Origin of the sequence: Actinacidiphila yanglinensis, from assembly GCF_900107965.1 — a bacterium.
In the GTDB taxonomy this organism is placed as follows: domain Bacteria; phylum Actinomycetota; class Actinomycetes; order Streptomycetales; family Streptomycetaceae; genus Actinacidiphila; species Actinacidiphila yanglinensis.
The window spans coordinates 659,468-671,396 of record NZ_FNVU01000001.1; the positions used below are offsets into that span (position 1 = coordinate 659,468).

Below are 11,929 nucleotides of genomic sequence, written 5' to 3' on the forward strand. Positions count from 1 at the left end.
AACCCAGCACCGGCGGGTGGTCCCTCGACCGGGCAGGACGGGGCACCCCGGAGGGTCCCCCTGCGGCGGGTTGCCGTATCCGCGGCGGAACGCGTTGCAGGATAGGGGTATTGCCCGCGCACTTCGGAGGCCGAGATGACCCGACTCGCATCGCCCGACGCGAGCGGCGTACGGGGCGGTGGCCCGCGCCGGCCGCCGACGGCGCCCTCGCCCCACGTGCTGCGCCGCCGCCGGACGTTCGTGCTCGGCGCGGTCGCGCTGGCCGTGCTGGCCGGCGGCGGCACCTGGGCGGTGTACGGCTCCTCGCTGCTGCGCGCCGAGCACGTGAAGGTGAGCGGCAATACCGGATTGACCGATGATCAGATCATCCGCGCGGCGAAGGTGCCGCTCGGCGGCGCCCTCGTCTCCGTGGACGAGGGCGCCGTGCGGGCACGGGTGTTGAAGGCGCTGCCGAGGGTCGACCAGGTGGACGTCGGCCGCTCCTGGCCGCACACCGTGAGCCTGCACATCACCGAGCGGGCCCCGTCGGCCGTGCTTGCCAGCGGCAGCCGCTTCACCGAAGTCGACCGCGACGGGGTCCGGTTCGCCACCGTGGACCGTGCCCCGCGCGGCGTCCCCGTGGTGCGGTTGACCGACCCGCAACCGGCGAGCGTCCGCCAGTTCGGGACAAAAGGGTTGCTGCGCGCCGCCATTGCCGTCTCCGCCGAATTCCCCCGCTCGTTGCGCGGACACGCCACCGCGATCCGGGTCCGCTCCTACGACGGCATCACCATCGAACTCTCGGGCGGGAAGGACGTGATGTGGGGGAGTGCGGCGAACGGCGCACGGAAGGCCCGCGTGCTCACGGCGCTGATGAAGGCGCAGCCGGACGCCACACACTACGACGTCAGCGCGCCCATCGCCCCTGCCGCGTCGGGGAGTTGACGTCCACGGGGTGAAGCGCCGCAAGGCGTCCGCACCCGGCTGCACGGAGCACGGCGTGATCACATAGGGTGAAAAGAAAAACGTGAGGTTCGGCGTGTTCGTTGAACCGCCACCGCTTGTCGACTTAATGTCTCGTCCCAAGGGAACACATGGGACTGGCGTACTGGTAACCCTAAACCTCAGGGTTAGGGTTCGGAACGGCACCGGCGAGCGTACCGACCGTCCCACACGATTCGTAACTCGAGGCGAGAGGCCTTCGACGTGGCAGCACCGCAGAACTATCTCGCAGTCATCAAGGTCGTCGGCATCGGCGGCGGTGGCGTCAACGCCATCAACCGGATGATCGAGGTCGGTCTCAAGGGCGTCGAGTTCATCGCGATCAACACCGATGCGCAGGCCCTGCTGATGAGCGACGCCGACGTCAAGCTGGACGTCGGCCGGGAGCTGACCCGGGGCCTCGGCGCCGGCGCCAACCCCGACGTCGGCCGCAAGGCCGCCGAGGACCACCGCGAGGAGATCGAAGAGGTGCTCAAGGGCGCCGACATGGTCTTCGTCACCGCGGGCGAGGGCGGTGGCACCGGCACCGGCGGCGCGCCCGTCGTCGCCAACATCGCCCGCTCGCTGGGCGCGCTCACCATCGGCGTGGTCACCCGCCCCTTCACCTTCGAGGGCCGGCGGCGTGCCAACCAGGCCGAGGACGGCATCGCCGGCCTGCGGGAGAACGTCGACACCCTCATCGTGATCCCCAACGACCGGCTGCTGTCGATCTCCGACCGCCAGGTCAGCGTGCTGGACGCCTTCCGGTCCGCGGACCAGGTGCTGCTGTCCGGCGTGCAGGGCATCACCGACCTGATCACCACCCCGGGTCTGATCAACCTCGACTTCGCCGATGTCAAGTCGGTGATGTCCGAGGCGGGTTCGGCGCTGATGGGCATCGGCTCGGCCCGCGGCGACGACCGCGCGGTGGCGGCCGCGGAGATGGCGATCTCCTCGCCGCTGCTGGAGGCGTCCATCGACGGCGCGCGCGGCGTGCTGCTGTCCATCTCCGGCGGCTCCGACCTCGGCCTGTTCGAGATCAACGAGGCGGCCCAACTGGTCAGCGAGGCCGCCCACCCCGAGGCGAACATCATCTTCGGCGCGGTCATCGACGACGCGCTGGGCGACGAGGTGCGGGTGACCGTCATCGCGGCCGGCTTCGACGGCGGGCAGCCGCCCACCAAGGGCAGCCGGGACAAGGTGATCAGCACCTCGTACACCTCGCGGGAGGACTCCTCCGCCCCGGCGTCCGGCTCCTCGGCGCCGACCGGCCCAGGCCCGGCCCGGATCGGCGGCGGCTCCGACGCCGGCCGGCTGACACCGTCCTTCGGCGGCCTCGGCAGCGTGCCGAGCGCGCCCGGCGAGCGCGACCCCGAGAGCGAGCCGGTCGCGGAGAACCCCGGCACCCAGGCCGGCCCGCTGGTGCCCCCGGCGCGTCCGTACCAGGACCCGGCCGTCGAGGAACTCGACGTTCCCGACTTCCTGAAGTGACCGCCCGGCGGTGATAGCACACAGCACGGCAGTGGGCGGCGCCCGCTTCGCCTTCACCGACAGGTGGGGCGGAGCGAGCGCCGTTCCGTACGACAGCCTGAACCTCGGCGGTGCGGTCGGCGACGACCCGGCCGCCGTCCTCGCCAACCGCGAGCGCGCGGCGCGGGCACTCGGCCGCGACGCCGGCCGCGTGGTGTGGATGAACCAGGTGCACGGCCGCGAGGTCGCGGTCGTCGACCGGCCCTGGGGCGAGCAACCGGTCCCCGCCGTCGACGCCGTCGTCACCACCCGCGCCGACCTGACCCTGGCGGTGCTCACCGCCGACTGCGTCCCGGTGCTGCTGGCCGACCCCGCGGCCGGCGTGGTCGCCGCGGCACATGCCGGCCGGCCCGGACTGGTGGCCGGGGTGGTGCCGGCCGCGGTCGCGGCGATGGTCGAGCAGGGCGCGCGGCCGGAGCGGATCCGTGCGCAGCTCGGACCGTCCGTGTGCGGTAAGTGCTATGAAGTGCCCGCCGCGCTCCGGGGTGACGTGGTCGCCACCGTTCCCGAGGCGTACGCCGAAACGAGCTGGGGTACGCCCGCGGTCGACGTGAGCGCCGGCGTGACCGCCCAACTCACGCGCTGCGGCGTACGGGTGATCGACGGACCGACCGTGTGCACGCTGGAGTCGTCCGACCACTTCTCGTACCGCCGGGACCGCACCACCGGCCGGCTCGCGGGCTACGTGTGGCTCGACGGCGGGCCGGACGCCGCCGGCCCGGAACGGAACGGGTGAGCGGCCGTGCCGACGAGAGCGGAGCAGATCGCCGCGAACCTGGCGGCGGTCCGGCAGCGGATCGCCCGCGCGTGCGAGGCGGCCGGCCGGGACCCGGCCGAGGTGACCCTGATCGTGGTGACCAAGACCTACCCGGCCGAGGACGTCCGGGTGCTGGCCGGGCTCGGCGTGCGGGAGGTGGCGGAGAACCGCGACCAGGACGCCGCGCCCAAGGCCGAGGCCTGCGCGGACCTCCCGCTGAGCTGGCACTTCGTCGGCCAGTTGCAGACCAACAAGGCGCGCTCCGTGGTCCGTTACGCTGATCATGTGCACTCGGTCGACCGGCTCCGGCTGGTCACCGCGCTGTCCACCGCGGCCACCGCCGCGGGCAAGCGGCTCGGCTGCCTGGTGCAGGTGGCCCTCGACGCCGGCTCCGGCGAACGGGGCGAGCGCGGCGGGGTGGCGCCCGACGCGGTCGGGCCGCTCGCCGACGCGATCGCCGCGGCCGACGGGCTCCGGCTCGACGGTGTGATGACGGTCGCACCACTGGCCGGGGCGTACGCGGGCCAACCCCGCGCGGCCTTCGACCGGTTGACGGAAATCTCATCCCGCCTGCGCGAGACGCATCCGGCTGCGAACATGGTCTCGGCGGGGATGAGCCAGGACCTCGACGAAGCGGTGGCTGCCGGAGCGACACATGTACGCGTCGGTACGGCGGTACTCGGAGTCCGTCCCGGGCTCCGGTAACGTCACCAAACAAGTCGGACCACAGCATAAATATGGTGTGGCGGCCGCCCGGAGCGGCCGCCGCGGACCGAACCCCGCTGAGAGGACGCAGAGCATGGCCGGCGCGATGCGCAAGATGGCGGTCTACCTCGGTCTCGTGGAGGACGACGGATACGACGGGCCGGGATTCGACCCCGACGACGAGTTCGAGCCGGAGATGGCCACGCCGCCCAGCGGCCGCGCCGAACCGGAACCCGAGCGTGCCGCCCCCCGTCGACCGCTCAACCCGCACGTGCCGCCGAGCCCGCAGCCGCAGGACGAACCCCCGCGGCTCGTACATGCCCCGGCACCGCGCGAACCGCGGATCGCCCCAGTGGCATCCATCACACCCGAACGCCAGAACCTGGAGAAGAACGCACCGGTGATCATGCCCAAGGTCGTCTCAGAGCGGGAACCGTACCGGATCACCACGCTGCACCCCCGGACCTACAACGAAGCCCGTACCATCGGGGAACACTTCCGCGAAGGCACCCCGGTGATCATGAACTTGACGGAGATGGACGACACCGACGCGAAGCGACTTGTCGACTTTGCCGCCGGTCTGGTCTTCGGCCTGCACGGGAGCATCGAGCGGGTGACCCAGAAGGTCTTTCTCCTCTCGCCTGCTAACGTCGATGTCACGGCGGAGGACAAGGCTCGCATCGCCGAGGGCGGGTTCTTCAACCAGAGCTAGCCTGAACCTGGTCTGACCAGGCAGAACGCAACCGCACGACATGTAGGACCCGGCCGGCAGGCCGATGAAGAGCAGGGGAGAGGGAAGCGCGATGAGTGTCGCACTCCAGGTGCTGTACATCGCGTTGTACTGCTTCCTGTTCGTGCTCTTCTTCCGATTGGTGATGGACTACGTCTTCCAGTTCGCCCGTTCGTGGCACCCTGGGAAGGCGATGGTGGTCGTGCTGGAAGGCACCTACACTGTCACCGATCCGCCACTCAAGCTTCTGCGGCGTTTCATCCCGCCGCTACGTCTCGGGGGCGTGGCGCTCGACCTGTCCTTCTTCGTATTGATGATCATCGTGTACATCTTGATCTCCGTCGTAGGGGGTTTGATGTGAACGGTGCGGGCTCCCGATATGTCGACGATCACGTTGAGGTGAAGAGATGCCGCTGACTCCCGAGGACGTTCGGAACAAGCAGTTCACGACCGTCCGCCTCCGAGAGGGCTATGACGAGGACGAGGTCGACGCCTTCCTCGACGAGGTGGAGTCGGAACTGACCCGACTGCTCCGCGAGAACGAGGACCTGCGCGCCAAGCTGGCCGCGGCGACTCGTGCTGCCGCTGCGAACCAGCAGCAGCAGAACATGCGCAAGCCGGAGCAGCAGGACCGACCGGTCCCCGCCGCCATATCCGGACCCCAGCCGGTGCAGCAGCAGATGCCGCAGCAGCAGATGGGCCCGCCCCAACTGCCCGGCGGCGCACCGCAGCTGCCGGCTGGTCCGAGCGGACAGCAGCAGCACGGCCCTGGCCAGATGGGTCAGATGGGCCAGCACCCCATGCAGCAGCAGGGCCCGGGCCAGATGGGTCAGATGGGTCACCCGATGCAGCAGCAGGGGCACCCCATGCAGCAGCAGGGCGGCCCCGGCCCCGGCGGTATGCAGGGTCCCGGCGGCATGCAGGGCCCCGGCCCGATGCAGCCGATGGGCCAGCACCCGATGCAGCAGCAGGGCCCCGGTGGCGACAGCGCCGCCCGCGTCCTCTCGCTCGCACAGCAGACCGCGGACCAGGCGATCGCCGAGGCGCGGTCCGAGGCCAACAAGATCGTCGGTGAGGCGCGCAGCCGCGCCGAGGGTCTGGAGCGGGACGCCCGCGCCAAGGCGGACGCGCTGGAGCGGGACGCCCAGGAGAAGCACCGCGTCGCGATGGGCTCCCTGGAGTCCGCCCGCGCCACGCTCGAGCGCAAGGTCGAGGACCTGCGCGGCTTCGAGCGGGAGTACCGCACCCGGCTGAAGTCCTACCTGGAGTCGCAGCTGCGCCAGTTGGAGAACCAGGCCGACGATTCGCTGGCTCCGCCGCGGACGACGCCGGCCGCACCGTCCCTGCCGTCCGCGCCTTCCATGGGCGGGACGATGGGCGGGACGATGGGTGGCGGCGGCACCATGGGCGGGATGGCTCCCGCGGGTGCCGGCGCGATGGGGCACAACGGTTCGGGTGGTCCGTCCTACGGTGCGGGTGCGGGCCAGAACGGCTCGATGGGCGGGCACACGCCCGGTCCGACGTATGGCGGCCAGCAGCAGATGTCGCCCGCGATGACGCAGCCGATGGCGCCGGTACGCCCGCAGGGTGGTCCTTCGCCGTTGCAGCAGGCGCCCACGCCGATGCGAGGGTTTCTGATTGACGAGGATGACAACTGACTGCGTCGCTTGAGCGGTAACCGAGGTCCGGGCCCCCGGGGAAACTTTTCCCCAGCGGGGCCCGGACCTTTTCCCGCCCCTCCCCGGGGGGTGCCCTCGCGGGCGGCGTTCCCTTCCCCGGGGCGGGTTGCCCTTGCGGGCACGCGGTGCCTCTCCCCGGGGGCGGGGGTGCCCTTGCGGCTGAGGGTGTCCCTTCCCCGGGGCCGGGTTGCCCTGCGGACGGACGGTGCTTTGCAGGGGCGCGGGGAACTGCGCGAGCAACCGGCCACCGGCCGGTGGTCCGGGGACTTCGCCGTGGGGGCTGGGCGTGCGGGTCCCCGGCTGCGCCGTGCTGGCTGAGCGCGCAGTTCCTCGCGCCCCTGGAGGGTGCGGTTCTGCCGCGAGGGTGCCCCACTGCCCGTGCCGGGGGCCCTTGGGGGCAGAGGGTGCCAATCAGGGGCGCGGGGAACCGCCGGTGGTCCGGGGACTTCGCCGTGGGGGCTGGGCGTGCGGGTCCCCGGCTGCGCCGTGCTGGCTGAGCGCGCAGTTCCTCGCGCCCCTGGAGGGTGCGGTTCTGCCGCGAGGGTGCCCCACTGCCCGTGCCGGGGGCCCTTGGGGGCAGAGGGTGCCAATCAGGGGCGCGGGGAACTGCGCGACAAGCCATGTCTGGCCGGTGGTCCGGGGACATCGCCGCAGGGGGCTGGGCGGGCGGGACCGCGGGAGGAAGCCCACCCGGTGAGGGTGGGCCTCCTTACGGGCGGTGCGGGTCAGGACTTGCGGAGGTGGAAGGTGAGGGAGAGAGCCTCGTCCGTGACGGCGGGGCCGAACTCGGGGGCGGGGGCACCCTGGAGGAACTCCGTGGCGAGGACCTCCTCGGAGATGAGCCCCGAGTGAGCGCCGAGCGCAGCGACCACCTCGGCGTCGGAGGACTCCCACCGCACGAGGATCCGATCGGCCACGTCCAGCCCGGACTGCTTCCGCGCCTCCTGGACCAGACGAATCACGTCACGGGCCAGCCCGGCCAACCGCAACTCCGGAGTGATCTCCAGGTCGAGCGCGACCGTTGCCCCGGAATCGGAGGCCACGGACCAGCCCTCACGGGGCGTCTCCGTGATGATGACCTCCTCCGGGGAGAGACTGACCGCTTCCCCGTCGACGTCGACCCGCGCGGTGCCGTGCTCGCGCAACTCCGCCGACAGAGCACTCGCGTCGGCCGCGGCGACGGACGCCGCGACCGCCTGGACCCCCTTGCCGAACCGCCGCCCGAGCGCCCGGAAGTTGGCCTTCGCGGTGGTGTCCACCAGTGACCCGCCCACCTCGGAGAGCGACGCGAGCGAGGAGACGTTCAGCTCCTCCGCGATCTGGTCGCGCAGTTCGGGCGACAGCTCGGCGAACCCACCCGCGGCGACCAGCGCCCGGGACAGCGGCTGGCGGGTCTTGACCCCGGACTCCGCGCGGGTGGCGCGGCCGAGTTCGACCAGCCGGCGCACCAGCCGTACCTGCTCCGACAGCGCCGGGTCGATCAACGCGGCGTCGGCCACCGGCCACGTGGCGAGGTGCACCGAGTCGGGGGCGTCGGACACCACCGGGACGACGAGGTCCTGCCAGACCCGCTCGGTGATGAACGGGACCAGCGGCGCCATCAGCCGGGTGAAGGTCTCCAGCACGTCGTGCAGCGTGCGCAGCGCCGCCGCGTCGCCCTGCCAGAACCGCCGCCGGGACCGGCGCACGTACCAGTTGGACAGGTCGTCGACGAACGCGGACAGCAGCTTCCCGGCCCGCTGGGTGTCGAAGTCCTCCAGCGCGGCCGTGGTGTCGCGGACCAGCGCGTGGAGTTCGCCGACCAGCCAGCGGTCCAGCAGCGGGCGGTCCTGGACGGCGGGGTCGGCCGCGGACGGCGCCCAGCCGGAGGTGCGGGCGTACAGCGCCTGGAAGGCAACGGTGTTCCAGTAGGTGAGCAGCGTCTTGCGCACCACCTCCTGGATGGTGCCGTGCCCGACCCGGCGGGCCGCCCACGGCGAGCCGCCGGCCGCCATGAACCACCGCACCGCGTCCGCGCCGTGCTGGTCCATCAACGGGATCGGTTCCAGGATGTTGCCGAGGTGCTTGGACATCTTGCGGCCGTCCTCGGCCAGGATGTGGCCCAGGCACACCACGTTCTCGTAGGAGGACCGGTCGAAGACCAGCGTGCCGATGGCCATCAGCGTGTAGAACCAGCCGCGGGTCTGGTCGATCGCCTCCGAGATGAACTGCGCCGGGTAGGTGCGCTCGAAGACCTCCTTGTTGCGGTACGGGTAGCCCCACTGTGCGAACGGCATCGACCCGGAGTCGTACCAGGCGTCGATCACCTCGGGGACGCGGGTGGAGGTCTGGCCGCAGTCGGGGCAGTCGAAGGTGACCTCGTCGATGAACGGGCGGTGCGGGTCGAGCCCGGACTGGTCGGTGCCGGTCAGCTCGCCGAGCTGGGCCAGCGAGCCGACGCAGGTCAGGTGGTCCGACGGGCAGCGCCAGATGGGCAGCGGGGTGCCCCAGTAGCGGTTGCGGGACAGCGCCCAGTCCACGTTGTTGTCGAGCCAGTCGCCGTAGCGGCCGTGCTTGACGTTCTCCGGGTACCAGTTGGTGCGCTCGTTCTCCCGCAGCAGCGCGTCCTTCACCGCGGTGGTGCGGATGTACCAGGACGGCTGGGCGTAGTAGAGCAGCGCGGTGTGGCAGCGCCAGCAGTGCGGGTAGCTGTGCTCGTAGGGCAGGTGCCGGAAGAGCCGGCCGCTCGCCTCGAGTTCGGCCACCAGCGCCTCGTCGGCCTTCTTGAAGAACACCTCGCCGACCAGCGGCACGTCCGGCTCGAAGGTGCCGTCGGGGCGGACCGGGTTGACCACCGGCAGGCCGTACGCCCGGCAGGTCCTGAGGTCGTCCTCGCCGAACGCGGGGGACTGGTGCACCAGTCCGGTGCCGTCCTCGGTGGTGACGTACTCGGCGTTGAGGACGTAGTGCGCGTCGGGGATGTCCACGAAGGAGAAGGGGCGCTGGTACGTCCAGCGCTCCATCTCGCGGCCGGTGAAGGTCTGCCCGGTCGTGGTCCACCCCTCGCCGAGCGCCTTGCCGACCAGCGGTTCCGCGACGACCAGCCGCTCGTTGCCGTCGGTGGCCACGACGTACGTCACGTCCGGGTGCACGGCGACCGCGGTGTTGGAGACCAGGGTCCACGGGGTGGTCGTCCACACCAGCAGCGCGGCCTCGCCGGCCAGCGGGCCGGAGGTGAGCGGGAAGCGCACGTAGACCGAGGGGTCGACGATCGTCTCGTAGCCCTGCGCGAGTTCGTGGTCGGACAGGCCGGTCTGGTCGCGCGGGCACCAGGGCGCCACCCGGTAGTCCTGCACCAGCAGGCCCTTGTCGAAGATCTGCTGGAGCGACCACCACACCGACTCCACGTACTGCGGGTCCATGGTGCGGTAGGCGTCGTCGAGGTCCACCCAGTAGCCCATCCGCCGGGTCAGCTCGGCGAAGGCGTCGGTGTGCCGGGTCACCGAGGCCCGGCACTTCGCGTTGAACTCCGCGATGCCGTACGCCTCGATGTCCTGCTTGCCGGTGAAGCCCAGCTCCTTCTCCACCGCCAGCTCGACCGGCAGGCCGTGGCAGTCCCAGCCGGCCTTGCGGGTCACGTGGTGGCCCTGCATGGTCTTGAAGCGCGGGAAGACGTCCTTGAAGACGCGGGCCTCGATGTGGTGGGCGCCGGGCATGCCGTTGGCGGTGGGCGGGCCCTCGTAGAAGACCCAGTCCGGGCGGCCCTCGGACTGCTGGACGGAGCGGGCGAAGGTCTTCCGCTCGCTCCACAGCTCCAGCACGTCGTGTTCGAGGGCGGTCAGGTCGACCTGGGCGGGCACCTGGCGGTACTGCGGCTGGCGCGGCTGGCTCATCAGGGGTTCTTCCTCCGGCGGACGCTTGTCGCTTGTCGCGTACTTCCGTCGGAGGGACGAGAGCCTGTGCAGGCGCTCCCGCGGTACCACCCTCCTTGGCGGTGTGCGGGCCCGTACGGGACCCACCGCCCCCTCATTGGGGTCGCGAGGCCGGTTCTACCAGCGGGCGGGCGCTCCGCTGCCGCGTCGCGCCCTGTGCTCTCTTCCGGCGGCTCCGGGGTGATCTTCGCACCGCGCACACCCCCGGGCTTCCACCGTCCCCGGGTCGCTCATGGCTGCGTGCGGCGCTACTCGTCCCATCCACGCCTCTCGCTCAGGCCAGTGTACGGCGCCGCGCTCCACCCCCGCGCCCCGGTTTCCCGCCCGCGCCGCCGTGCCCCGGCTGACCCTAATGGCCGTCATTGTTCCGCGATGCGGCATGGTTCGCGCCTTACGGCGGAATACCTGACGGTGAGCTGGGCACAACGGATGCAGGCCGGTTCCCCACCGAGGGGTACCGGCCGGCCCGGCAGCGCGCCCCGTTGCCGCGGATCGACGCCCGATTTACCGTTTCCGGCACGATTCGCGAACAAGATCACTGATGTGAAGGGGTCGCGGCCATGGTCGTGAAGAAGACCGCCGCCACCACGGCGGCGGCGGAGAAACCCGCCAGGAAGAGCGCCACGAAGAAGGCGGCCGCGAAGAAGAGCGCGGCGGCCCGCACCGGTGGGACCGAGGCTTCTGCGGAGGAGGCGCCGACAGGCGTGGAGAGCACAACCACTGAGGTCACGGCGGGCACGGCCAGGAAGAAACCGGCGGCGAAGAAGTCCGCCGCGAAGAAGTCCACGGCGAAGAAGACCGCGGCCGGGAAGGCGCCTGCCGCCAAGAAGACCGCGGCGAAGAAGTCCACGGCCAAGAAGACGGCCGCGAAGAAGACGGTCGCCAAGAAGGCCGTCGCGAAGAAGGCTTCGGCAGCGCAGCGGCCGAAGGCCGAACCGGCGCCGGCCGGCGCGGCAGGGGCAAGGAAGACGGGAGCCCGCAAGGTGGGAGCTAAGAAGACCGTGGCCGGGACGGCCGACTCCGCGGTGCCCGCGGCACGGAACGCGGCGCCGGACGGCCTCGCGGTGCTGCCCGGGGAGGACCCGTGGACCCCCCAGGAGGTGCAGGAGGCGAGGTCGGAGCTGCTGGCCGAGGTGGAGCGGCTCAAGACCGAGATCGCCTCCTCCGAGGCGGCCGTCCTGGGCCTGCTGCGGGACTCCGGGGACGGCGCGGGCGACGAGGCCGACACCGGGTCCAAGAACATCACCCGCGAGTCGGAGCTGGCGCTGGCCGCGAACACCAGGGAGATGCTGGTGCAGGCGGATCATGCCCTGCGGCGGCTCGACGAGGGCACGTACGGGCTCTGCGAGGTCTGCGGGAATCCCATCGGCAAGGCCAGGATGCAGGCGTTCCCGCGGGCGACGCTGTGCCTCGACGACAAGCAGCGCCAGGAGCGTCGCTGAAAGGGCGCTCCTGACCCTCCGGGGTGCCCCGGTCCGCCGGTCACGGGACCTTGCGGTCCGCCTGTGGTTGTTCGCGCAGTTCCCCGCGCCCCTGGGTACGCGCGGCTCCCTCCGCGAGAAGAGGGTCACCACCAAGGGGACTGCGCGCGCAACCCACCACCGGCGGGTGGTCCCTCAACCGGGCAGGACGGGGCGGCCGGGAGGGTCAAGGGCGC

At 71.6% G+C, this 11,929-nt stretch carries 9 protein-coding genes; 8 read left to right on the plus strand and 1 reads right to left on the minus strand.

Annotated elements, in window-relative coordinates:
- Nucleotides 1–135 precede the first annotated feature (135 nt).
- From C4U44_RS02740 to C4U44_RS02770, 7 genes are all read left to right on the plus strand, one after another.
- Complete coding sequence (locus C4U44_RS02740; protein ID WP_103883917.1) at nucleotides 136–924, plus strand: cell division protein FtsQ/DivIB; 789 nt, start codon at nucleotides 136–138, stop codon at nucleotides 922–924.
- A 261-nt stretch (nucleotides 925–1,185) separates the two neighbouring features.
- On the plus strand, nucleotides 1,186–2,451 hold the full coding sequence (ftsZ, locus tag C4U44_RS02745; protein WP_103883918.1) for a cell division protein FtsZ: 1,266 nt from the start codon (nucleotides 1,186–1,188) through the stop codon (nucleotides 2,449–2,451).
- A gap of 10 nt (nucleotides 2,452–2,461) precedes the next feature.
- The gene (gene pgeF, locus C4U44_RS02750; protein WP_103883919.1) at nucleotides 2,462–3,226 is read left to right on the plus strand and encodes a peptidoglycan editing factor PgeF; all 765 of its coding nucleotides are present in this window, start codon (nucleotides 2,462–2,464) and stop codon (nucleotides 3,224–3,226) included.
- A 6-nt stretch (nucleotides 3,227–3,232) separates the two neighbouring features.
- A complete protein-coding gene (locus C4U44_RS02755) occupies nucleotides 3,233–3,952 on the plus strand; it encodes a YggS family pyridoxal phosphate-dependent enzyme (RefSeq protein ID WP_103883920.1) in 720 nt (239 codons plus the stop codon).
- A gap of 94 nt (nucleotides 3,953–4,046) precedes the next feature.
- Nucleotides 4,047–4,664: a cell division protein SepF gene (locus C4U44_RS02760; RefSeq protein WP_103883921.1), complete on the plus strand. Its 618-nt coding sequence runs from the start codon at nucleotides 4,047–4,049 to the stop codon at nucleotides 4,662–4,664.
- Between the two features lie 91 nt (nucleotides 4,665–4,755).
- Nucleotides 4,756–5,043 (plus strand): YggT family protein, encoded by a 288-nt coding sequence (locus C4U44_RS02765; protein WP_103883922.1) that lies wholly within the window; start codon nucleotides 4,756–4,758, stop codon nucleotides 5,041–5,043.
- Nucleotides 5,044–5,089: 46 nt separating this feature from the next.
- Nucleotides 5,090–6,340, plus strand: coding sequence for a DivIVA domain-containing protein (locus C4U44_RS02770; protein ID WP_103883923.1), 1,251 nt, complete (start codon nucleotides 5,090–5,092; stop codon nucleotides 6,338–6,340).
- A 746-nt stretch (nucleotides 6,341–7,086) separates the two neighbouring features.
- Here C4U44_RS02770 and ileS read toward each other — a convergent pair.
- Nucleotides 7,087–10,233, minus strand: a complete 3,147-nt coding sequence (gene ileS, locus C4U44_RS02775; protein ID WP_103883924.1) for an isoleucine--tRNA ligase — start codon at nucleotides 10,231–10,233, stop codon at nucleotides 7,087–7,089.
- Nucleotides 10,234–10,832: 599 nt separating this feature from the next.
- On the opposite strand from ileS, the gene C4U44_RS02780 reads away from it, so the two are divergent.
- Entirely contained in the window at nucleotides 10,833–11,714 is an 882-nt protein-coding gene (locus tag C4U44_RS02780; RefSeq protein ID WP_103883925.1) for a TraR/DksA family transcriptional regulator, read from the plus strand.
- Nucleotides 11,715–11,929: the final 215 nt, after the last annotated feature.